A 24,310-nucleotide genomic window follows, 5' to 3' on the forward strand; every position below is an offset into this window, starting at 1 on the left:
ACGAGATTTATATTTATATAATCAAACGGTAGTCATGTCTGATTTGTGCTTATAATACGTATTATTTTAAGGATGGCAATTAACTAAAATTAGATGGTTAAGAATATAAATAAATTGGTAGGATAACTAAATTTTATTCAAGCATGTGAATCTTTTTCTATTTTCTGGTTTCGTAATATACCCATAGAACTCGTGGGCTTTTAGCCTTCCGACACAAAGTTCAATCTTTAACTCGTTTGCTAGTAATCTTAACTTAGATCTGTTGAGCGAGGTCTTGCTAGCTGAAATACTATCAAGGTATTGATTCAGTACATCCTCATTATATAAGGCGATATAATTACTCATAATTTGGGGGTGATTGATTGTCTGATTCTCTTACGGATGAAATGATGTCGACAAATTAACATTGTTAAATGTATGGTCGAGTTTTGTGAGTTATTCATTGTATATTGTTTTCTATGGGTTTTAAATATAGAAATAGAATCAAATGTTTTTAGTATTCACTCCATGTTCTTGTAATGGATGAAGTTTAAAATATAAGTGATATTATCTCATTGTAAATTATAATGTTGAATTTTTTCAACTTTTGGAAATTTAAAATATAGAGCCAATAAAGTGTGTGAGTGTAAGTATGTTTTCATACATAAATCTCTTGTTTGTTTATGCTCTCTTACTTCTTGTAAGTTGCATTTTATTTGGCTCTTACCTTCATGGATTGTTAATTGTTTAATCCTTGAGTAAAAGTGAGTAAATGAAAAAGATTTTACGGTATGTTATCTAAAGGAATTCCATTACTGCCCAATAATACATTAGGAAGTAATAAGTACATCAATAGTGATCTGAATACGATGCTTCATGATGAAAATGAACGAGTATCGATACTTGTCACATCACATGACGTAACCATTCACATGGTGAGGCGGCACTGTGAATCATACAATGCTAGAATAAAGATCCCATTGTCAGTCATTAAAATAAAAGGGCTAATTGGCGCTTTGCAATCTTTTAATGACAAAAATCATGATACGTTATCCAAAATAGAAATGGATCTAATTAAAAATATGATTTTCTATTTTAAATTACACTATGTACTACGATAGTGTTTTCGTTTAAAGCCTTTCACTCCACACTTTTCCGTGCTGCGCCTCTTGAACAGTCGTCATTTGAGTTGAACGTAGATTATTTTAAACGGCTACATCAGTTAGCGCATTATGGGCAACTATTCGTATAAGTTTTGCCTGTTTTAACTGAGAAAATGGTCGAAAACGCACGCCATGGCCATTACAAGCTATTATTACTACTTGAGCGCGCAGTTTTGATGTGAATTGTTCACGAAATTGTTGATGAAATAGTCATCAGTCTCGATGCGCTTCTCTCTTGAGAATGGGGGGAGAGGTGGAAAATTATGCATTTTATACCGTTTATGAAATAAATTGTGATGTAATTCAATTTTTTCTGGCTTTTTTTATGCATTTAGGGAATAATCCGCCTCCCTTAGTCGTCCCTAATGGCTTATCGCGGTTGTGTACTGTGCTAATTCCTATCTGAATGGATTTAGTATCTGGATGGATCAGTATCGAATTAGAAGAGCATATGGGACTGTTTTTTTGTTAATTAAGTAGGATCCCAATGCAAGATTCTGTTATTCAATTCAGCGATTTATCTCTGAATGATTCTATCCTTTCTGCTCTAGACGGAATGGGTTTCGTGTCACCAACTCCAATTCAGGCTGCGGCAATCCCACACCTATTGGAAGGTGCTGACGCGCTGGGCAAGGCACAAACGGGTACAGGTAAAACGGCAGCGTTCTCACTGCCTCTTCTAAACAAACTAGATCTTGATCAACGTAAACCTCAAGCTATCGTTCTTGCTCCAACTCGTGAGCTAGCGATCCAGGTTGCGGCTGAAATGAAAAACCTTGGTAAGAATATCAATGGTCTTAAAGTTCTAGAAATCTACGGTGGTGCATCTATCGTAGACCAAATGCGTGCACTTAAAAATGGTGCTCACGTTATTGTTGGTACGCCTGGCCGTGTTCAAGACCTTATCAACCGTGAACGTCTACACCTAGACGAAGTACACACATTCGTACTAGATGAAGCTGACGAAATGCTAAACATGGGTTTCGTTGACGACGTAACTAATATCATGGAACACGCTCCATCTTCAGCACAACGTGTATTGTTCTCTGCAACAATGCCACCGATGCTGAAAAACATTGTAGAGCGTTTCCTACGCGATCCTGTGACTGTTGACGTAGCTGGTAAGAACCACACTGTAGACAAAGTTCAACAGCAGTTCTGGGTAGTAAAAGGTGTAGAGAAAGATGAAGCAATGTCTCGTCTTCTTGAAACTGAAGAAACTGACGCGTCAATCGTATTCGTACGTACTCGTCAAGATACTGAGCGCCTAGCTGATTGGCTATCTGCACGTGGCTTTAAAGCTGCTGCACTTCACGGTGATATTCCTCAGTCTCTACGTGAGCGTACTGTTGATCACATCAAACAAGGTGTTATCGATATCCTAGTTGCAACTGACGTTGTTGCTCGTGGTCTTGACGTTCCACGTATTACTCACGTATTTAACTACGATATCCCATTCGATGTTGAGTCATACATCCACCGTATTGGTCGTACAGGCCGTGCTGGACGTAAAGGTAAAGCGATTCTTCTAGTTCGCACTAACCAAATCCGCATGCTTCGTACAATCGAGCGTGTAACTAAGTCATCTATGGAAGAAATCCAACTTCCTCTACGTGATCAAGTTGCTGAATCGCGTCTAAGCAAACTAGCGGCTGAGCTAGAAGCTGAGAAAGAGCACAAAGCACTAGACAAGTTTGCTGAACTTGTAGAGAAACTACAAACTTCTCTAGAAATCGAACCAGCAATGCTAGCAGCTATGCTTCTTAAGCGTCAGCAAGGCAAGCGCCCACTATTCTACATTGGCGAAGACCCAATGGTAGAAGCGATTGAACGCGACAAGCAACGTCGTAAAGATCGCCGTGAGGGTGGTCGTGAAGGTGGCCGCGAGGGCGGTCGTAGCTTCAACAACCAAGAGTGGGATACATACCAACTACAAGTTGGCCGTGAGCAAGGTGTTCAAGTTAAAGACATCGTTGGTGCTCTAGCGAACGAACTAGGTCTTGGTAAAGGCTCTATTGGTGCAATCAAGCTAGCACAGGGTCATACTTTTGTTCAGCTACCAAAAGCAATGACTTCTGATGCAGCGAGCAAACTAAGCAAGCTACGCATTCGTCAACAAGATGTTGGTGCTGTAGTGTGTGACTTCGATGATTTCCGCGAGTCTCGTGGTGGTCGCCGTGACGGTGGTCGTCGTGATGGCGGTCGTCGTGAAGGTGGCTTCCGTGGTAACCGCGATGGCAACCGTGAGGGCAACCGCGAGGGTGGCGAACGTCGTTTCGATCGCAACCGTGGTGGTGATCACCGTGGCGCACACCGTGGTGAACGTGGTCACGGCCGTGGTCGTCGCACTCAAGACGCATAATCTTTGCGCACTAAAAAATAGTTGAATTTGAAAGCCGAGCGAACAGCTCGGCTTTTTTGTCCCTAGTCTTCTATACTTTATCCATTCAAAAATATTTGTAATTATTCAGCATTCTTAGTCATTAATTGATGGTTTTATGTACTTGATTCTACTTGAGTTGAATTTATGACATATATTTCATGCTTCAAATAAATTTTAAACTTGTCGTAGATCAACAAAGTTCGCGCAAACGAGTAACTAATACTAAAAGATAGTTGAAAGATTAAAAAATTATTGAATAATAGAGCACACAAACAAGAAGTACTCGGCGCGTCAGCGCAATTACAACCTTTGCTCCACAACAGGAAATTATTTCATGTCTAATTCGTTTGTACTGGTGATCAACTCTGGTAGCTCATCACTAAAATTTGCAGTTATCGATTCAACTTCTGGCGATGCTGTATTAAGTGGTTTGGGCGAATGCTTTGGTCTGTCAGACGCTCGCATGAGCTGGAAATTCAACGGCGAGAAAACGGAAATCGCAATCGAAGGTGACGATAGCCATCACAAAATCGCTATCGGCAAACTGGTAGGTTTAACCGAAGAATATGGTCTAGCTAAAGACATCGTAGCGGTAGGTCACCGTATCGTACACGGCGGTGAAAAATTCACGAAAACAGTACGCATTACTGAAGAAGTAACAGCAGAAATCGAAAAGCTTGCAGATCTTGCTCCACTACATAACCCTGCAGGTGCTATTGGTATTCGTGCTGCAATTGAAGCATTCCCAACGCTTCCTCAGTTTGCTGTATTCGATACTGCATTCCACCAATCTATGCCTCAACGCGCATACACTGGTGCGATTGCAAAAGAACTTTACACTGATTTTGGTATTCGTCGTTACGGTTTCCACGGTACTAGCCATTATTTCGTTAGCCGTGAAGCTGCGAAAATGTTGAACAAGCCAGTTGAAGAATCAAGCTTCATTTCAGTTCACTTAGGCAACGGTGCTTCTGTTTGTGCTATTAACAATGGTGAGTCTGTAGACACTTCTATGGGCTTTACACCGCTATCAGGTCTGATGATGGGCACACGCTGTGGTGACCTTGACCCAGGTATCATTGAGTACCTACTTAAGAAAGGTTGGTCTCAAGAGCAAGTGTTTACATCTTTGAATAAGGCTTCTGGCTTCCTAGGTGTATCCGGCCTGACAAGTGATGCTCGCGGTATTCTGGATGCGATGGAGCAAGGCCATGAAGGTGCTAAGCTTGCATTCGAAGTCTTTACATACCGTGTATCAAAATACATTGCGTCTTACCTTGCTGCTCTGGATTCATTTGACGGCATTATCTTTACAGGCGGCATTGGCGAGAACTCTCTACCAATCCGTCGTCAGATTCTTAAAAACCTAAAACTACTAGGTTTTGTTGAAGATGAGAAAGGTAACGAAGACGCACGATTTGGTAACGCAGGTGTGGTTGCTACATCTGAGTTGCTTGGTGCGAAAGCACTGGTTATTCCTACCAATGAAGAGTGGGTTATCGCTCAACAGTCGGTGGAACTGCTGTAATACAGCAAAAATTTTTGGGAACTAAGTCAAAGGCCCTCTCCAATTGGAGAGGGCTTTTTTTATGTTTAAAGGGAACGATGGCAAAGGCAGCTCGCGTTAAACACACTTAATATTGAGCTACTTAATATTGATGTTGTTATCTCGTCGGTCATACATGTCTGGTGTGGTATGGAGTCCTCCTGCGTAACCGGCTTCTTCAAGCGTCTCCCTTACTGCACGAACATCGGTAGCGGTGACAGGCTCCTGTTGATCACCAAGGTGTTTGCGCACAAATGTGATTAACTCGGCTAAGCGTGCATCAGACAATATGTCCTCAAAGCTTGCCATCGGCATGAAGTTCTTCTCTGGATCGATGTAAGTTGGCTGCAATCCGCGCACAGTGACAGCAATGGTATTGAAAGGGTCGCTATGCATGATAATGCCGTTGTTTAGTAACGTGGGTGCGATAGGGTCGCGACCTTTACCGTCGTTACCATGACAAGCCCCACAGGTCTGCTTGTAGGTCGCATATATTGGCTCTTGGTATGCGCTTTCATCAAACCCTTTTGGATCGAGCGGTACAGCATCAGAGGCGATGAAATTGTTCACATCACCGTTGAGAAGGTAGTACGCCATGGATGAAACATCTTCCCGTGTCATTTGACTCAAGCTATTTTTCACCACATCTGCCATCCCTGCGAACGCGGTGCCTTTGTCAGAATGACCAGTGTGCAAAAAGTCGGTTAGCGATTTTTCATCCCATCCGCCGACATACAGTTCTGTCGCAGTGATGGCGGGTGCATTCCAACCATCAATCAAGTTACCTTGGAAGATTCGCTCAGGGATTAATGCCTGAGCAATGTTACGCGGCGTGTGACACTCAGAGCAGTGGCCGAGACCAGCAACCCAATATTTTCCTTTTTGCCACTTTTCGATGTCATCTACGGTATTTTCTAGCTCGGATGGTAACTTGTAATCAATGGGGTCGGTATCCATGAATACGATATTCCAACCGAGCAAACCAAGTCGTATGTTGGATGGAAACATCATACTGTTCTCATCATTTCGCCTTGCGACAGCGGGAATAGATTGCATGTACTCCCACAAGTCTGTCATATCTTTTTCCGTTAAGTACTGATATGAAGTGTACGGCATGGCGGGGTATAGATAGCCGTGTTTACCTTTACCGTTGACCAAAGCATTACGGAAGTCTTCGTAGTTGTACTCACCAATGCCTTCACTGGCATGTGGCGTAATGTTAGTCGAATAAACCGTACCAAATGGCGTAACAAATGGTAAGCCGCCAGCGAATGGCTCACCACCCTCTGCACTATGGCAAGCGATACAATCACCGGCGTGGGCAATATATTCGCCCCTTGTTACGGATTGAGCATTTAACGCGGCGAGTTTTTCCATTTGCACGTTACCCGCGTGTCGAATATACGCTCCAATTGCGAGGATCTCGTTGTGGGTTAGCTGGTTTTCAAATGCAGGCATGAGGTTATTGAGCCCATAGTTGATGGTGTGTTGTATCTCTTCAATGCTGCCACCATGTAGCCAGATGCTATCTGATAAGCTAGGGACTCCGGTTTGTTGATTCGCGATTGAACCATCGCCATGACAAGATGCACAATATTGAACAAATAAATCTTTTCCTAATTGGATTTTGACTTCTGGCACATCACTGTGACGTTGGTTGAGAGAGGCAAGGTAGTAAGAAATTTTGTCGACTTCATCTTTTCTGAGAACTTCTACCCAGCCAGGCATGGCTCCGTTTCGCCCATTGGCGATGGAGTGGATCACGGAATCATCGTCTCCACCATACAACCACTCATTGTCGATAAGGTTTGGAAAGTGTTTTTGACCTTGTGCGTTGTCACGATGGCATGCTGCACAGTGAGTTTGAAATAGTATACTGCCAGTACGAACAATCTCAGTATCTTGCGCAAGCGCTGCCAGAGACGTGTCACTCACTTGGTTAAATTGATCATCGAGCGTCGTCGTGGGGTTACTCAATTTGTCATCGCTTTGTTGCCAGTCGACGATGCCTTTCCATTCTCCTAATCCGGGGTACAAGACGAGGTAGCCTAATGAAAGAAAAAACGCGACCGCGTAACTTATAAACAGTAATTTTGGTGGTGGGGCATCTTTTTCATCGATACCATCAAAACTCGCGATCGTATGGTTTTTGTCCGCTTTATGATTGTTGCGCCAGTACTTGATGATCACGCTTACCATCAGTGCAAAAAAAACAAGGGTAAAGACAACCGCCCACCCATTCCAGAATGTGCTCATGGTGACACCTCCTGTGTAGTATCTTGACCAAGGCTTTGAAGATAACGAATCAGAGCTTCTCCTTTGGTTCGCCCCCTAACTTGTAAACGTGCATCGGAAATCTCCTGATCTGTGTAGGGAACGCCTAAAAAGCGCAGTGTTTCCATTTTATCCCCTATAGCGTCACCAGAAAGGGTTTGCTCGAATAGCCAAGGGTAGGCTGGCATAATGGAAGTCGGAATCACCTGTCTTGGATCGACAAGATGCATGACGTGCCATTGGTCAGAATACTTACGCCCCAGATTGGTGAGATCTGGTCCGGTACGTTTAGAACCCCACAAATTTGGAAATTCATAAATATCATCAGATTCTAAGTTGGGGCGACCATTACGTTTTACCTCTGGATCGAGAGGCCGTACCATTTGCGTATGGCAAACATGACACCCCTCGCTGATGTATATGTCACGGCCAGCAAGCTCGATAGCTGTTAGCGGTTTGGCTAAGCTGCCTTTGGCGATGTCATCAGTGCGTAGGATATTGGGAACAACCCACACTGCCAGCGAGAACGACGCAACAGCCACCGTTGTGATGATCAAAATGACGACGGAATGTGTGAAGTCTTTACTCATGATGACACCTCCTTAGCGACTAGTACTGAAGGAGAGCGGACGGTTTTGTACAAGTTGAACGCCATTAAAAATAAGCCAAGTACAAATAGAGCTCCGCCAAAGAAGCGCATGAACAACCAAGGTGCCTTGAAGTTCATCGCCTCGATAAAACTGTAAACTAACTCGCCATTTTCATTTTGTGTTAGCCACATGTAGCCCTCACCAATTCCTGCAACCCAAAGTGCAATGGCATAGAGTGCCACGCCAGCGTGAGCAAGCCAGAAATGCCACTTAATTAATCTAGGTGACCACAACTCGGTCTTATTCCAAAGACGAGGTATAAAGTAATAGAAAACCGCGATCCCTGACATCCCAACCCATCCAAGGGCACCCGAGTGGACATGGCCGATTACCCACTCGGTGTTATGGGCAACCATATTAAACCAACGAATGGCAAGCAAAGGTCCCTCAATGGTGGCTAAACAGTAGTAAAGAATGGCGGAGAAAAAGAATAGGCAGATATAGTCAGATTTGAGTTTTTGTTTGTTCTGCAACAGTGTCATGGCGCTGTTGAATGCCCCAGCCCAAGAGGGAAGCCAAAGGATTAGCGACATCACGATACCAATGTTTTGCACCCAGGTTGGAACGGAAGAGTAGATTAAGTGGTGTGTTCCGGCCCAAGTATAAAACCCGACGAGCCCCCAAAAGTGGATCACGGATAAGCGGTAAGAATATATCGGGCGGTCGGCAGCTTTTGGAATGAAGTAGTAGTTCATCCCAATCACTCCGGCAGTGAGTAAGAAGCCCACAGCATTGTGCCCCCACCACCATTGAACGATGGCATCTTGAGCCCCTGCAAATACGGAATAGGATTTCATCATAGAAACTGGCATGGCCAAGTTATTCACGATGAAAATCATGGCGATGACGATAATGAAAGCCGCGAAAAACCAGTTGGCGACGAAGATGTGTTCAACTTTGCGCTTGGCTAATGTGCCGAAGAAGAGCACCGCATACAGGACCCACACTAACACGATCAGAAGATCGATCGGCCATTCAAGTTCCGCATACTCTTTTGATGTTGTGTAACCGGCGGGAAGAGTCAGCAAAGCTAAGAACAGCACCAATTGCCAACCCCAGAATACCATCCAAGATAGGCTTTGATTAAACAGCTCACAACGGCCCGTTCGTTGGGCAATGTAGAGCGACGTTCCCATGAGAATATTGACCACAAAACCATAAATGACACCAGACGTATGCAACGGTCTGAGTCGACCAAATTGGAAGTATTGAGAATCAAAATTAAGCACTGGCCAATACAGTTGAGCGGCTAGAATGACGCCAATAATCATACCCGCAATAGCCCAAATCAAAGAGGCGAGTACGAAAAACTTCACAACCTTAATGTTGTACTGTGTCGTTACTTGTTCCATTAGAACGCTCCTCGATTAAGGCTGAGAGCCAGCACCTAGTGTGGATTCAGCGTCTAGCTGAGGCTCAGTACCAAGACTGGAGTAATAGTGGGCAATGTCTTCCATGTCCTGTTCAGAAAGCGCATCGGCTTGCTGTTGCATCAACACTGCGAGGCCACTCGTTCTTTCCCGTGCCTTATAGTCTTTAAGCGAAGATATTAGGTAACTTTTTTTCTGACCGCGTAGATTAGGATAGGCATCGATAGTGGAAATACCATCAGCACCATGGCAGGTCATGCATACTTTTGCTTTCTCGCGACCGATTTTGAACTGTTCATCCTCTTGAGAGGCGAAAGTTTGTGGGGTAATGCATACCGCGGCGCTGAGTGCGATTTTCAAGGCGGTTTGCTTCCAATAGTTGTCTTTTATTCTCATCACTGGTTCCCTAGTAATATGAACGTGCTCTTAAACTAAGCGTCAGAAACTCGGGCGTTAAATGACCAACGATTCACGGTTATTTGCTGGGTGAATGAATTGGCTTGAAAGTATCGTTGTCGTTTTAAGCGTATTGTTGTCGGTTTAAAACCTATTGTTATCAGTTTAAAACGTATTGCTTTAGCTTAAAGAGTAAGCAGGTACTGGCGTTCTTGCTATGTACAGGCGTATTTTGTTGTTATTTTTATGGTTAGTACGTAGTGAACTGGTGAAAAGAGCAAAAATAGCAGAGACAAAATGATCGAAAAATGAGGTGGTTACTCTGCGGTTTAGATGAGCTTTAATCGGGCTGTTATGTACTATCCAAACGAGAAAAATAATCGGCACAATTGCAGGGAATTGTCTCGATGAGAGCTACCTCTCAATGTATACTTGCCGCGATCTGCACTTATTTCATGGCATGTTCTGTCAACATTTGCGATCTAAATGTAATCCGCTATCACGCATTCCAATTAATAATATATAACGCCCTGATTAACCTCTGGCAGGGTACTTTTGTGAGTCATTATGCTTAACTCAGAACGCAAAGCTGCACTCGTGCTCGTCGCGACAACCATGATCGCCGCACTTGGGTGGATTTTCTCGAAAGAAACGATCCAAGGGATGCCACCTTTTGGTTTTATCGGACTCAGATTCACTATCGCCTCTGTTTGTTTACTACCTTTGTGTTTTCGACCTTTACTTGCTGCAAACTTGAAAGATGTACTGTCTGCTGGTGGGGTAGGCTTATTGCTTGGAAGCGCAGTCATGACATGGATTTCTGCGATTTCAATCAGTGATACATTGGGCGAGGGTGCATTCATCATGAGCTTGTCGATGTTATTCGTACCGATCGTTGCTTGGGTGATGTTTCGTCAGCGACCTCAACGGATTTTCTGGGTATCGTTGCCAATTGCAGTTGCTGGACTAGCGTGTTTGTCTCTTGTGGGTGGCTGGAAACAATCAGCGAGCCAATTATGGTTTCTTATCGCGGCTTTGATATTAGCGCTGCATTTCAACGTTAACAGTAAGTACTCCAAAAAATTACCAGTGCTGGTATTGACCTGTGTTCAGCTGTTTACCGCAGGATGTTTAGGCCTGATCGTTTCTTTCTTTGTGGAATCTCGACCAACAGAGATTGATTCGACTATTTGGATGTGGTTCGCGTTAAGTACATTGCTTGCGACGAGTTTGCGGTACGTTATGCAAACCATGGGGCAAAAGTTTGTTCAGGCAGGTAATGCGGCACTGATTATGATCCTAGAGCCAGTATGGACTGTGGTACTCAGTGTGCTTTGGTACGGAGAAATACTTACAGCTAACAAACTGATAGGCTGTACATTGATTTTGTTTTCACTGGTGATATACCGAACAGGTGGCAAGTTTCGTTTTCCCAAGCGGGGATAACGAGAGTAGAGCCAACATCACTGGATATGTTGGTTCTATATTTCTGAGCGATGTTTTAGCGCGAGAGAGACTTTTGAAGTCGGTTGACGATTGAGTTCTTCACTGATCATCCATCCGGCTTTCGCTAACAATTCTAAATCGACCCCAGTTTCTATACCGAGCCCTTGGCAGAGGTAAAGAACATCTTCTGTCGCAACATTGCCTGATGCCCCGTGAGCATAAGGGCAACCTCCAAGTCCTGCAACACTGCTATCAATGGTTTTGATGCCCATCGTGAGCGCTTGGTAGATATTGGCCAAAGCTTGGCCCCATGTATCATGAAAGTGAACCGCGAGTTTGTCGGTCGGTACTTTTTGTTGCACCGCCTCTAGCATGTTTGCAATACGAATGGGTGTGCCAGTCCCAATGGTGTCACCAAGAGAAACTTCATAGCAACCAAGATCCATTAACAAATGCGCGATTCTCGCAACTTGGGTGGGGTTTGTTGCGCCGTCGTAAGGGCAGTCTGCAACGCAAGAAAGATAGCCGCGTACGGGGATGTTGTGCTCATTCGCTAATGCCATTACCGGTTCAAACCGGGTTAAACTCTCTGCAATAGAGCAATTGATGTTGTGTTGGCAAAAACGCTCGGATGAAGAGGTAAATATCGACACTTGAGTGGCTCCGGCATCCAGAGCTTGTTCCAAACCTTGCAAGTTAGGTGTGAGAGCGGAATAAGTAATGTTTTTTCGGCGAGTAATACGGCTCATAACTTCTCGTGAGTCCGCCATTTGAGGCACCCACTTGGGAGAAACAAATGATCCAGTTTCGATATGAGTAAGCCCTGTATCTGAGAGTAAATCGATCAATCGGACTTTGGCCTCCGTCGAGACGCGGGATTCATTTTGTAAGCCATCACGAGCTCCCACTTCTACGATGTTGACATGGTTTGGTAACGTCATTTTTTATCCTTATTGGATTTGTTGATCCAGCATGGCGATCGCTTTTCGAGAAAAGCTTGCAAACCATCTTGTCCTTGAGGTGAGACTCGAATATCGGCAATCAATTGGCTAGTGTACTGAGTGAGTTGCTCATCAATGGGATTTTGATGGCATTGCTGGCAGAGGGCTTTCGCTTTTCGCATCGCATCTGGACTATTGAGTAGTAAGGTGTCGATTAGGTTTTCAAGCACATGATCAATGTGTTCGTGAGGGTGAACCTCATGCACAATGCCATAGTTTTTGGCGTCGGCGGCATCGATAACTTCTGCACTTAGGATAAATCGGCGTGCCTGACGGTTACCCATTGCGCGCATTACATAAGGAGAAATGGTTGCAGGCACTAAGCCCAACTTGACCTCACTTAAACAGAACTTGGCATCGTTGGCAGCAATGGCGATATCACAACAGCAAACCAACCCTAAAGCACCGCCGAATGCTGAGCCTTGTACAATACCTATTGTCGGTTGAGGGAAAGCATCCAAGGTATGCATAAGTCGAGCTAAATTCTGTGCATCTTCTAAGTTCTGCTTACGGGTGCTATTGGCCATGGATTTCATCCAGTTTAAATCGGCACCAGAAGAAAAATGTTTGCCATTGCCTTTTAAAATTAAACATCGCACATCGGTTCTCAATGCCAAGTAGTCAAGCCGATGAATCAGCAAGTCAATCATGCAGGCATCGAATGCGTTGTGCTTTTCTGTGCGATTTAAAGTGAGAGTCGCAACACCAAACTTGTTGACGCTCCAAAGTACCTCATCTTGTCGATTTGGATTTGGGGTTATGCTCGGTTTATGATCCTGCATATGACATCCTTTTACTTTTTTGTTTTTACATTCTGAAAACACCGAAGTTGCTGTCAGAAATTGGCGCATTAAGGGCGGCAACTAAGGCTTGAGCCAATACCTGCCTTGTCTCTTTTGGGTCAATAATACCGTCATCCCACAAGCGCGCACTGGCATAGTAGGGATGCCCCTGAGACTCATACAAGTCTAAGATAGATTCTCGAAATGTCCTTTCTTCTTGCTCAGGCCACGGCTCACCTTGGCGTTTTTTGACTTCTCGGCGCACTTGAGTGAGCACGCCTGCCGCTTGTTCACCACCCATGACAGAGATTCGAGCATTAGGCCACATCCACATCATGGTTGGATCGTACGCGCGACCACACATGCCGTAGTTCCCTGCGCCGTAGGATCCGCCAATGATTACTGTAAATTTAGGCACATCTGCGCAGGCGACTGCCATCACCAATTTTGCACCATGTTTGGCGATACCCTCTGCTTCAAGCTTTTTGCCGACCATAAAACCGGTGATGTTTTGCAAAAACAAAAGGGGGATTTTTCGTTTGGCGCACAATTGAATAAACTGTGCCCCTTTTTGTGATGACTCTGAAAACAAAATGCCGTTGTTAGCCACAATGCCAATCAAATTACCGTGAAGTCGAGCAAATCCACATACCAGTGTTTTGCCATAAAGTGCTTTGAATTCATCAAAATCCGAGTCGTCTACAATACGGGCAATGATTTCTCGAACGTCAAAAGAGAGACGCAGATTCGCGTTGACGATGCCGTACATCTCTTCTGCCTCGTAACGCGGGGGTAACACGGTTTTTTCTGTGACAGTCGGCATTGATTGGTTTGTGTTGGCAATGGCTTCACGAGCCAATTGGAGGGCATGTTTGTCACTCTCTGCATAATAATCGGCCACGCCTGATTTTCGACAGTGTACGTCCGCACCACCGAGCTCTTCATCGGTGACGACTTCACCTGTCGCGGCTTTGACTAACGGAGGCCCGGCAAGAAAAATGGTGCCTTGCTCTTTTACCATAATCGAGACATCTGCCATCGCAGGTACATAAGCGCCACCGGCAGTACATAACCCCATTACGACTGCGACCTGAGCGATGCCCTGTGCAGACATACGCGCTTGATTGAAGAAGATTCGGCCGAAGTGTTCTTTATCAGGGAAGACTTCGGCTTGATGAGGAAGGTTTGCACCTCCAGAATCAACCAGATAGACACAAGGTAAGCGACAGCGTTGGGCGATCTCTTGGGCTCGCAAGTGCTTTTTCACCGTGAGCGGATAATAGGTACCGCCTTTTACCGATGGATCATTGGCGATGACCATGCATTGAATCCCACTTATTGTGCCTATTCCTGCTACGACGCCTGCACACGGGATAGCTTCATCGTACACATTCCATGCGGCAAATTGCCCAACTTCCAGAAACGCACTGTCTTCATCGAGCAAATGTAACACGCGTTCTCGTACCGGAAGCTTACCTTTGAGCCTTTGACGATCAATAGCTTTTTGACCGCCACCTTGCTTTATCACTTTGATGTTAGCCTCGAGGTTGTGTACTAAATCCGTCATGACGGCTTTGTTATTTTGAAATAGCTCGTCAATTGGCTTAATTTTACTTTTAATGATGGCCATGATGACTTCCTTGTCAGTGGGTTAGCGGGATTCTTCAAACAGTTCTCGCCCAATCAACATGCGACGAATTTCCGAGGTGCCCGCACCAATCTCGTATAGCTTTGCGTCACGCAATAAACGCCCTGTAGCATATTCATTGATGTAACCATTGCCGCCCAGTAATTGAATCGCATCTAATGCCATTTTTGTTGCCAATTCTGCGCTGTAGAGGATCACACCTGCGGCGTCTTTACGCGTACATTCACCTCGATCACACGCCGCAGCAACCGTATAAACGTAGGCTTTCGCGGCATTCATTCGAGAATACATGTCTGCAAGTTTGCCTTGTACCAACTGGAATTCACCAATTGATTTCCCAAACTGTTTTCGGTCGTGTACATAAGGAACGACTTCATCCATACAAGCTTGCATAATTCCCAGCGGCCCTGCGGCGAGTACGACACGCTCGTAGTCGAGTCCGCTCATTAATACTTCGATGCCATGATTAAGCTTGCCTAATACGCTTTCTTTCGGGACGAGGCAGTTTTTGAATACCAATTCACAGGTGTTGGAACCTCGCATGCCCAGTTTGTCGAGTTTCTGTGCGTGGCTAAACCCCTCAAAATCTCGTTCGATAATAAATGCGGTGATGCCATGGGAGGCGGCGTTTGGATCGGTTTTGGCGTAGACCACGAGCGTGTCAGCGTCGGGGCCGTTTGTGATCCACATTTTGCTGCCATTGAGCTCAAAGTGGTCGCCTTTGTCCTCGGCTCGTAATTGCATACTGACTACGTCAGAGCCGGAGTTGGGCTCACTCATGGCAAGTGCGCCAACGTGAGAACCATCAATCAGTTTAGGTAGGTACTTTTCACGTTGGCTTTGGGTGCCATTTCGATAAATTTGGTTTACACAAAGATTGGAATGCGCGCCATAACTGAGTGCCACAGACGCAGAAGCACGGCTGATCTCTTCCATCGCGATAACGTGGGCGAGATACCCCATACCCGCACCGCCATGCTCTTCATCGACGGTTACACCAAGCAAACCCATTTCACCAAATAGAGGCCAAAGGTGATTTGGAAACTCATTGTTGTGGTCTATTTCTGCGGCAATAGGAGCGATGTGCTTTGTGGCGAATGCATTGACGTGTTCTCGGAGCATATCAAGCGTTTCACCAAGCCCAAAATTAAGTGGGGTATAACTCGTTTTCATAACGTTTCCTTGTAAAAGTTCGGTCGTGAAAAAGCCGGTTTACACTGCTTGGGCTAAACGTGCGTTGCTATTGTTTGTGGTGGTTTTTATATGTTTATTTAGAAAGTGACTACTGACTACTGACTACTGACTACTGACTACTGACTACTGACTACTGACCGCTGCGTAGCGCTTGCTCACAACGTATTTTTGCCGCATCCAATTCGCCCATAACTGCGCCAATGTCGTCCAACTGTTGTTGTAACTGGGCTTGTTTTTCATCAATGATAGTGAGCATTTTAATTAACTGACCATCGGTTTGTTGAGTATCATAAAGCTCAAAGAGTTCGCGGATTTCTGCGAGAGAAAACCCCAAACGTTTACCCCTTAAAATCAGCTTTAAGCGAATTTTATCTCTGCGTTGATAGACACGAATGTTGCCTTTTCGCTCCGGCTCAATCAGACCTACGTCCTCATAAAACCGAATGCTTCGCGTGGTAATGTCGAACTCCTTAGCGAGTTCACTAATCTTAAATCTTTCCACTTGGCGATTCCCTTTCACTAAAATTTTGGCTTCATAACGGTTTTCATTCCCTTAGGACGACTTTCTAAACGATGTCGACACAAGGCAAGAGAGTGGATTTGTTTTGTTATTAATGTGTTTCTTTACGTTAACGTAAATGTTAGTGCTATGCTTACGTAAACGTCAAGAAATCACAGTGCGAAAATTCGTCGCTTTATAAGAGGCTGGTAGTTGTGCATTGAACATGCTCAACCACCGTGGTAGCAGGTGTGAGGAATAGATTAGTGAGCTGTGATTCATCGTCAGTAAGGACGACATCATGGAAAACGACATCTGGATTGTCAGTGCGAAAAGAACGCCAATAGGTGCATTTCAAGGTCTGCTTGAAAGCTATTCTGCGCCTCAGTTAGGGGGCATGGCGATTGATGCTGCTTTGGACTCGGTCGGCATTGCTCAAGTCGATGAGGTCTTTATGGGTTGCGTGTTACCTGCAGGATGCGGTCAGGCACCGGCTAGACAAGCAGCATTAGCCGCAAACTTACCGTTTACGACAGGTTGCACGACCATTAATAAAGTCTGTGGTTCCGGCATGAAGAGCGTAATGTTGGCACATGATTTGATCAAAGCGGGGACGATTCGCTCTGCCGTCGCAGGGGGGATGGAAAGTATGACCAATGCCCCGTATTTGCTTACAAACGCACGAAATGGCATGCGCATAGGGCATCACTCCACTTACGACCATATGTTCCTTGACGGTTTGCAGGATGCTTATGATGGACACTTAATGGGCGTGTATGCACAAAAGACCGCAGATAGCTCGAAATTTACTCGCGAGGAAATGGACGCGTGGGCAACAATGTCGGCGACCCGAGCGCTAGAAGCGCAGCAAAAAAGTCTCTTTTCTGATGAAATCGCACCAATAGACGTTGATACTCGTCGCCACAAATTAACACTGGATTACGATGAACATCCTCGTTCAATTCAGCTAGAAAAAATCCCGAAACTCAAACCAGCATTTGATAAACAAGGCTCTATAACGGCGGCGAATTCAAGTGCGATCTCTGATGGTGCTGCGGCATTGGTATTAATGGATTCGGAAACGGCTCGTCAACAAGGTTTAACACCACTGGCGGTCATTAAAGGCCACACTACTCATGCTCGAAAACCGCCAGAGTTTACGCTTGCCCCCGTGTTTGCCATTGAGCAATTGTTGTCTCAATTGGACTGGTCCGTTGATGAAGTCGATCTTTGGGAGATCAACGAGGCATTCGCCGTTGTCACCCAAATCGCAGTACAGCATTTAGGGTTAGATAAAGACAGCGTCAATATTAAAGGCGGCGCATGTGCGCTAGGCCATCCGATTGGAGCAAGTGGAGCGCGTATATTAGTCACGCTCATTTACGGTTTACGTCAGCTACAAGCTTTGGGTGTGGATGGCAATTCGGAGAATAAAAGAGTGATGCGAGGTGTTGCATCACTGTGTATTGGCGGAGGTGAAGCCACCGCGATTGGTATCGAAATACCGCTAAACTAAAAGGACTTGATTATGACTCGTTTGGTTCCCTCATTTATTGATGGTGAATTTGTTGAATCGCTCAGCTCGGAGTGGTTAGAAGTCACCAATCCAGCCTCGAATGAGGTCATTGCATACGTACCGTGCTCAACGAATGCGGAGATGCATGCTGCCATTGAGAGTGCGAAAACGGCATTTAATGATTGGAAAAATGTCGCGGTGTCTGAACGAGCAAGATTAATGCTTCGCTATCAGCACTTGCTTAAAGAACATCATGATGAACTTGCCAATCTGTTGTCCCATGAGACAGGAAAAATATTTGCTGACGCAAAAGGCGATGTTTGGCGGGGAATCGAAGTCGTAGAGCAAGCTGCAAATATCGCTGGTAATTTGATGGGAGAAACCGTAGAAAATGTCGCAACAGACATCGACAGTTACTCGTTGATTCAACCCCTAGGTGTATGCTGCGGGATCACACCATTTAACTTCCCCGCGATGATTCCACTTTGGATGTTTCCAATTGCGATTGCAGGTGGCAATGCCTTTGTTCTTAAACCATCAGAACAAGTGCCATTAACGTCAATTCGACTGGCAGAATTATTTGAGCAAGCGGGCGCGCCAAAAGGCATTCTTCAAATTGTCCACGGTCGTAAAGAGCAGGTCGATTTTTTACTAAAACATCAAGATATTCAGACGGTCTCTTTCGTTGGTTCTGTGCCTGTCGCGCAATATATCTACACAACAGCTACACAACACTTTAAACGAGTTCAAGCGTTTGCTGGAGCAAAAAACCATATGGTTGTGATGCCAGACGCGAATAAAGAGCAAGTAGTGAATAATCTTGTAGGGTCATCTGTAGGGGCTGCGGGACAGCGTTGCATGGCCATTTCTGTTGCAGTGTTTGTAGGCAGTTCAAAAGCGTGGATCGCAGATTTAAAGCGAGAAATGGCGAAAGTGCACCCTGGTGCGTGGGATGATGACACTGCGGCTTATGGCCCGCTCATTAGTGCACAAGCCAAGCAACGTGTATTGAGTTTGATTGAAGAGGGAAAAAAACAGGGTGCCGTATGTGAACTTGACGGCAGCCAATGTCAAGTCGAGGGCTTTCCCGATGGTAACTGGGTTGGTCCGACCCTATTTAGTGGAGTGACGACGGATATGTCGATCTACACGCAAGAAATTTTCGGTCCGGTGCTTGTGTGTATTGAGGTAGAGACGTTGCAAGAAGCCATTGATCTTGTTAATCGAAATCCTTATGGCAATGGCACTTCCATCTTTACGGCGAATGGTGCTGCGGCAAGAAAGTATCAGCATGAGATCCTTGTAGGACAAGTGGGGATCAATGTTCCAATTCCGGTGCCCTTGCCATTTTTCTCGTTTACGGGGTGGCGAGGCAGTTTTTATGGTGACCTCCACGCCTATGGAAAACAAGCGGTGCGTTTTTATACCGAGACAAAAACCGTGACGGCTCGATGGTTTGATGACGACATTCCAACCGGCCCGAATCTCACTATCAATTTACGCTAGCAGTTCGCAACTAGCAGCCAGTAAATCTTTAGGAGGGCGAATGGATTTCGAACTTAATGAAGAGCAGCGCATGTTTGCAGACACGGCTCAGCAATTTGCGCTCGAACGTTTATCCCCTATGGCGGCTAAGTGGGATGAAGATCAGATTTTCCCTAAGGCGATCTTACGTGAAGCGGGGGAGCTGGGTTTCCTGAGCCTTTACACGCCAGAAGAACAAGGGGGCCTCGGTTTAAGTCGCTTAGATGCTTCTATTGTGTTTGAGCAACTTGCAATGGGGTGTACATCCACGACAGCATTCATGACCATTCACAATATGGTGACTTGGATGATTGCCACTTTCGCAACGGATACGGTGAAAAATCAGTTTTGCTCAAAACTAATGACGGGTGAATACCTTGGTTCATACTGTTTGACTGAGCCAAATGCAGGCTCGGATGCGGCTTCTCTCACCACATCGGCCACAATACGAGGCGACCATTACGTGTTGAATGGAGGCAAAGCCTTTATCTCTGGTGCGGGAGATACAGACGTGTTGGTCGTGATGGCAAGAACGGGGCAATCCGGCGCAAAAGGTGTGTCTGCGTTTGTAGTGCCCGCCGACTTGGATGGGATCAGTTATGGCAGAAAAGAGCCGAAAATGGGATGGAATAGCCAACCGACACGAGCAGTGACATTCGATAATGTTTCGATTCCTGAAGCATGTTTACTGGGTACAGAAGGGCAAGGGTTTACCTTTGCAATGAAAGGGCTCGATGGTGGCCGGATTAATATTGCGACTTGCTCTATTGGCACGGCTCAGCAAGCCTTGAATCAAGCGACTCAATATATTCAAGAGCGAAAACAGTTCGGTCAACCTCTTGCTCAATTCCAAGCGTTGCAATTCAAACTTGCAGATATGGCGACAGAGCTGATTGCTGCTCGTCAGTTGGTGCGTTATGCCGCGAGTAAGCTCGATCGTGAGGATCCAGATGCCAGTACGTATTGTGCGATGGCAAAACGTTTCGCGACGGATGTGGGCTTTCAGGTATGTGACCAAGCGCTGCAACTCTATGGTGGTTACGGTTATATCAAAGAATACCCAATGGAGCGCTATTTCCGAGATGTTCGAGTACACCAAATTTTAGAGGGCACGAATGAAATTATGCGTGTCATTATCGCTCGGCGATTACTTGCTCAAGAATCGGCGTTACTTTAATTCCCACTTGGATGAAAAGGATTTAGAACTATGTCATTGACAGATCAGCAAGCGATTCAGCACTCAATTCAAAATCATGTTGCGGTAGTGACGATGAATAATCCACCTGCTAATACGTGGACAGCAGAGAGCTTAAATGCACTAAAAGAGTTGGTGCTCATGCTTAACGAGGATAAAGAAGTATACGCGCTTGTTTTAACCGGAAGCGGCGACAAATTTTTTTCTGCTGGAGCGGATCTCAAACTCTTTGCTAGCGGTGATAAAGCGGTTGCACTAGAAATGGCGCGAGTGTTTGGAGAGGCCTTTGAAACGCTCTCGGCATTTCGTGGCGTATCGATTGCCGCTATCAATGGCTATGCGATGGGAGGAGGGTTAGAGGTCGCATTGGCGTGTGATATTCGAGTCGCAGAAGCGCAGGCCACTCTAGCTTTACCGGAAGCAAAAGTAGGGTTGCTCCCCTGTGCTGGTGGAACTCAGAATCTTACGGCTTTGGTTGGTGAGGGATGGGCAAAACGCATGATTTTATGTGGGGAACAAGTTGGTGCAGCGAAAGCTTTGGAACTCGGCCTAGTGGAAGAGGTTGTCGCAACTGGTGATGCATTAAGTAAAGCCATTGAACTTGCGGAGTCGGTAGCGAACCAATCGCCATCTTCCGTTTCCGCATGTAAAACACTGATTCAAAATATGCGCTCGGCGCCACTTAAACATGGGCTGATTAAAGAGCGCGAGCTTTTCCTTAATTTGTTTGATACCGAAGATCAAACGGAAGGCGTTCAGGCGTTCTTAGAAAAACGCAAACCGAATTGGAAAAATCAATAGGAGGCCTCATGGCAGGGATGGTTACCATAAGTGAGTTGCAATGTTTGGATGGTATTCATCGCATTGGCATTGCGACATTGGACAATACCTCATCACTCAATGCGCTTACATTTGACATGCTTGTACAACTTAACGACCAGTTACTGAAATGGCAAGATGATCCCCATTTGGTTTGCGTGGTTCTAAGCGGAGCCGGAGAAAAAGCCTTTTGCGCCGGCGGGGATGTACGCACCATGTATCACGTTATGCATGACAAGAGCAAAGAAGAAACCGCGACGTTTTGTACCGACTATTTTTCACTCGAATATGAATGTGATTATCTCATCCACACCTACAAGAAACCGATTATCGGCTGGGGTGAGGGTATTGTGATGGGCGGTGGGATGGGACTCTTTATGGGTACCAGTCATCGAGTCGTCACCCCGACATCACGCCTTGCCATGCCAGAAATAAATATCGGCTTATACCCTGATGTTGGTGGCACTTGGTTTCTCAGTGAAATTGATCCTGAAGTGGGTTTGTTTCTCGGTTTAACAGGCGCAATGGTGAATTCGAGTGACGCTGTCACTATTGGTTTGGCCGAGTGGCTGCTGCTTGAACAGCAGTACCCAACGTTACTGGAAGAACTCAAACAAATTGATTGGCAATCTGCGAATGCTCAGTCCATTGTCAGTGCGTTACTGCAACTACTTGAAGAGCAGGTTATTGATAGCAAGCCTACCACACAAATTGTTCCATACCTTGACCAAATTAAAGCGGCGTGCAAAGGGCAGGACATCAATCAAATTGCACAACGCATCATGGCGATAGAGGGGCATAGTCAGTGGTTAGATAACGCTAAGCACACCTTTATTACTGGCAGTCCCATTACGGCCCATATCTGTTATCGCCAAGTAAAGCAGTACCATAACCTTTCGCTAGAGGATTGTTTTCGCCTAGAGCTGACCTTATCGGTAAAAAGTGCGTTGCTCGGTGAATTTAAAGAGGGGGTTCGGTCTCGCCTGATTGACAAAGACAATGCGCCAAAATGGCAGTTTGATAGCGTTAGCAGTGTTGACGAAAAGATAATTGATGATTTGTTTACCTCACTTTGGAGCGAAGACGCACACCCACTCGCTCAGTTAGGAAAATAAGGAGAACAACATGAGTACCATAGCATTTATTGGCTTAGGGAACATGGGCAGTCCGATGGCACAAAACTTACTTGCATCGGGGTTTAATGTGCAAGTGTTCGATCTTGATATTGAAGCGGCAAAACAACTTCAAACCTTTGGTGCCCAAGTTGCGAGCTCATTGGAGGAAGCGGTAGATGGTGCCAATATCGTCATTACTATGTTACCCGCAGGCGAGCATGTCCGTGTCGTATATTTAGGGGATTTACATGGCAGCGTGGGGTTGATTCACCTTGTGGCTGAAAATACCTTGCTCATTGATTGTTCTACGATTGATCCAGAATCGGCACGGTTAGTCGCAAATGAAGCCAATAATCGAGGCTTGATGTTCGTTGATTCTCCGGTGTCGGGAGGCGTAGCTGGTGCTAAAGCCGCCACTTTGACTTTTATCGTAGGAGGAACGGATCAAGCGTTCTCTAAAGCGAACGCTATCTTGCGTTACATGGGTAAAAATGTGTTTCATGCGGGCAGAGCCGGTGATGGTCAAATGGCAAAAATCTGCAATAACCTTATGTTAGGCATTCTAATGTCTGGGACGTGTGAGGCGTTAAATCTAGGAATTGATCACGGTCTTGATCCTAAAGTGCTTTCAAACATCATGTTGCAAAGTTCAGGTCGAAACTGGGCCTTGGAGCTCTACAATCCTTGCCCGGGCGTCATGGATTCCTCACCGGCAAGTAATCAGTATCAACCGGGTTTTATGAGCAAATTGATGCTAAAAGATCTTGGCCTTGGTTTGGATGCGGCACTGCAAACGCATTCTTCTACACCAATGGGAGCACTTGCTCGTAATTTGTATGCATTTCATAACGCAAACGGTAATGAAGAGCTCGATTTCTCTAGCTTGTTTGAGTTCTATAAACATCAACGTTAGGAGTTCGCATGGAGCTTAAAGAGAGTGTTATTGCGATTACAGGAGCTGGTCAGGGGCTTGGACAAATGATGGCTATTCGGCTTGCTCAAGCGGGGGCTGATCTTGCTCTGTTGGATGTAAATGAAACAGGGTTGCTTAAAACACAAGAACAGTGCCGAATGCTCAGTGCGAAAGCGCTTATTTATCGTTTAGATGTGACAAATGAATCCGACGTCGAAAGCACCTTTGACGAAATACTCCAAGATTTTGGTCAATTAAATGGCTTAATTAACAATGCGGGAGTATTGCGTGACGGATTATTGGTTAAGTCAAAAGAGGGTGTGATCACTAAGATGTCTCTAGAGCAATTTAACTTAGTGATGAACGTAAACGTCACTGGTACGTTTCTATGCGGGCGAGAAGCAGCGGTCAAAATGATAGAAAGTGCTAGCCAAGGTGTGATTATTAATATTTCCAGTGTTGCAAGAGCCGGAAATATTGGACAAACCAACTATTCAGCATCAAAAGCCGCGGTTGCGACGATGGCAACGACCTGGGCTCGGGAACTGGCTCGATATGGTATTCGCGCGGCAGCCATTGCACCTGGCGTTGTTAAAACCGCCATGGCAGATCAAATGAAACCGGAAGCCATTGAACGCTTACATCAAATGATCCCATTAGGACGAATGGGTGACGCCAGTGAGATTGCCCATTCAGTCAGATACATTCTTGAAAATGACTATTTTACTGGGAGGGTACTGGAAATCGATGGCGGAATTCGGATGTAAAAATAACAAACGCACGAAAGCTTAATCCAGATTAAGGAAACGCACTCTTTTCAGCGCTATGTTGCGCGAAGCTTATTGGACGTAACGCGAATTCAGAAAAGGAACAGTCACACATACACCTTATATCAAG

General features: G+C 45.4%; 19 protein-coding genes. 10 read left to right on the forward strand and 9 right to left on the reverse strand.

From position 1 onward, the window contains the following. Positions 1 to 1,629: 1,629 nt before the first annotated feature. Positions 1,630 to 3,504 (forward strand): DEAD/DEAH box helicase, encoded by a 1,875-nt coding sequence (locus KHN78_RS15575; RefSeq protein WP_211916980.1) that lies wholly within the window; start codon positions 1,630 to 1,632, stop codon positions 3,502 to 3,504. Positions 3,505 to 3,859: 355 nt separating this feature from the next. Next, positions 3,860 to 5,053: an acetate/propionate family kinase gene (locus tag KHN78_RS15580; RefSeq protein WP_211916982.1), complete on the forward strand. Its 1,194-nt coding sequence runs from the start codon at positions 3,860 to 3,862 to the stop codon at positions 5,051 to 5,053. A gap of 117 nt (positions 5,054 to 5,170) precedes the next feature. Here the strand turns inward: KHN78_RS15580 and KHN78_RS15585 are convergent, their stop codons facing one another. The 4 genes from KHN78_RS15585 to KHN78_RS15600 are packed head-to-tail and all read right to left on the reverse strand — an operon-like array spanning position 5,171 to position 9,761. Then, positions 5,171 to 7,327 carry a c-type cytochrome gene (locus tag KHN78_RS15585; RefSeq protein ID WP_211916984.1) on the reverse strand — a complete coding sequence of 719 codons (2,157 nt, stop codon included), beginning with the start codon at positions 7,325 to 7,327 and terminating at the stop codon, positions 5,171 to 5,173. Then, entirely contained in the window at positions 7,324 to 7,938 is a 615-nt protein-coding gene (locus KHN78_RS15590; RefSeq protein WP_211918841.1) for a cbb3-type cytochrome c oxidase subunit II, read from the reverse strand. The genes KHN78_RS15585 and KHN78_RS15590 overlap by 4 nt, the downstream gene beginning before the upstream one ends. Further along, entirely contained in the window at positions 7,932 to 9,347 is a 1,416-nt protein-coding gene (gene ccoN, locus KHN78_RS15595) for a cytochrome-c oxidase, cbb3-type subunit I (RefSeq protein WP_211916986.1), read from the reverse strand. The genes KHN78_RS15590 and ccoN overlap by 7 nt, the downstream gene beginning before the upstream one ends. 15 nt (positions 9,348 to 9,362) lie before the next feature. Continuing rightward, positions 9,363 to 9,761: a c-type cytochrome gene (locus KHN78_RS15600; RefSeq protein WP_211916988.1), complete on the reverse strand. Its 399-nt coding sequence runs from the start codon at positions 9,759 to 9,761 to the stop codon at positions 9,363 to 9,365. 567 nt (positions 9,762 to 10,328) lie between these two features. Here KHN78_RS15600 and KHN78_RS15605 point away from each other — a divergent pair. Further along, the gene (locus tag KHN78_RS15605) at positions 10,329 to 11,207 is read left to right on the forward strand and encodes a DMT family transporter (protein ID WP_128813045.1); all 879 of its coding nucleotides are present in this window, start codon (positions 10,329 to 10,331) and stop codon (positions 11,205 to 11,207) included. Between the two features lie 35 nt (positions 11,208 to 11,242). On the opposite strand, the gene KHN78_RS15610 is transcribed toward KHN78_RS15605, so the two are convergent. From KHN78_RS15610 to KHN78_RS15630, 5 genes are all read right to left on the reverse strand, one after another. Continuing rightward, entirely contained in the window at positions 11,243 to 12,148 is a 906-nt protein-coding gene (locus KHN78_RS15610) for a hydroxymethylglutaryl-CoA lyase (protein ID WP_211916990.1), read from the reverse strand. Then, a complete protein-coding gene (locus tag KHN78_RS15615) occupies positions 12,145 to 12,990 on the reverse strand; it encodes an enoyl-CoA hydratase-related protein (protein WP_211916992.1) in 846 nt (281 codons plus the stop codon). Before KHN78_RS15615 ends, KHN78_RS15610 begins: the two co-directional genes overlap by 4 nt. A gap of 25 nt (positions 12,991 to 13,015) precedes the next feature. After that, positions 13,016 to 14,620: a carboxyl transferase domain-containing protein gene (locus KHN78_RS15620; RefSeq protein WP_211916995.1), complete on the reverse strand. Its 1,605-nt coding sequence runs from the start codon at positions 14,618 to 14,620 to the stop codon at positions 13,016 to 13,018. Positions 14,621 to 14,641: 21 nt separating this feature from the next. Next, entirely contained in the window at positions 14,642 to 15,811 is a 1,170-nt protein-coding gene (locus tag KHN78_RS15625) for an isovaleryl-CoA dehydrogenase (RefSeq protein ID WP_211916997.1), read from the reverse strand. Positions 15,812 to 15,962: 151 nt separating this feature from the next. Further along, positions 15,963 to 16,334 carry a MerR family transcriptional regulator gene (locus KHN78_RS15630; RefSeq protein WP_211916999.1) on the reverse strand — a complete coding sequence of 124 codons (372 nt, stop codon included), beginning with the start codon at positions 16,332 to 16,334 and terminating at the stop codon, positions 15,963 to 15,965. A gap of 298 nt (positions 16,335 to 16,632) precedes the next feature. Between KHN78_RS15630 and KHN78_RS15635 the strand changes: the two genes are divergently transcribed. From KHN78_RS15635 to KHN78_RS15665, 7 genes are read left to right on the forward strand one after another with little or no spacing between them, the layout of a single operon-like run. After that, positions 16,633 to 17,847, forward strand: a complete 1,215-nt coding sequence (locus KHN78_RS15635; RefSeq protein WP_211917001.1) for an acetyl-CoA C-acyltransferase — start codon at positions 16,633 to 16,635, stop codon at positions 17,845 to 17,847. A 12-nt stretch (positions 17,848 to 17,859) separates the two neighbouring features. After that, a complete protein-coding gene (locus KHN78_RS15640; RefSeq protein WP_211917003.1) occupies positions 17,860 to 19,353 on the forward strand; it encodes a CoA-acylating methylmalonate-semialdehyde dehydrogenase in 1,494 nt (497 codons plus the stop codon). Positions 19,354 to 19,393: 40 nt separating this feature from the next. Next, positions 19,394 to 20,548, forward strand: coding sequence for an acyl-CoA dehydrogenase family protein (locus KHN78_RS15645; protein WP_211917005.1), 1,155 nt, complete (start codon positions 19,394 to 19,396; stop codon positions 20,546 to 20,548). 30 nt (positions 20,549 to 20,578) lie between these two features. Next, the gene (locus KHN78_RS15650; protein ID WP_211917007.1) at positions 20,579 to 21,367 is read left to right on the forward strand and encodes an enoyl-CoA hydratase; all 789 of its coding nucleotides are present in this window, start codon (positions 20,579 to 20,581) and stop codon (positions 21,365 to 21,367) included. Positions 21,368 to 21,375: 8 nt separating this feature from the next. Then, positions 21,376 to 22,500 (forward strand): enoyl-CoA hydratase/isomerase family protein, encoded by a 1,125-nt coding sequence (locus tag KHN78_RS15655; protein ID WP_211917009.1) that lies wholly within the window; start codon positions 21,376 to 21,378, stop codon positions 22,498 to 22,500. A 10-nt stretch (positions 22,501 to 22,510) separates the two neighbouring features. Further along, positions 22,511 to 23,413, forward strand: coding sequence for a 3-hydroxyisobutyrate dehydrogenase (gene mmsB / locus KHN78_RS15660; RefSeq protein WP_211917011.1), 903 nt, complete (start codon positions 22,511 to 22,513; stop codon positions 23,411 to 23,413). Between the two features lie 8 nt (positions 23,414 to 23,421). Beyond that, complete coding sequence (locus KHN78_RS15665; protein WP_211917014.1) at positions 23,422 to 24,180, forward strand: SDR family oxidoreductase; 759 nt, start codon at positions 23,422 to 23,424, stop codon at positions 24,178 to 24,180. Positions 24,181 to 24,310: the final 130 nt, after the last annotated feature.

The sequence above is a fragment of the Vibrio sp. B1REV9 genome (assembly GCF_905175395.2).
GTDB lineage: Bacteria > Pseudomonadota > Gammaproteobacteria > Enterobacterales > Vibrionaceae > Vibrio > Vibrio alfacsensis.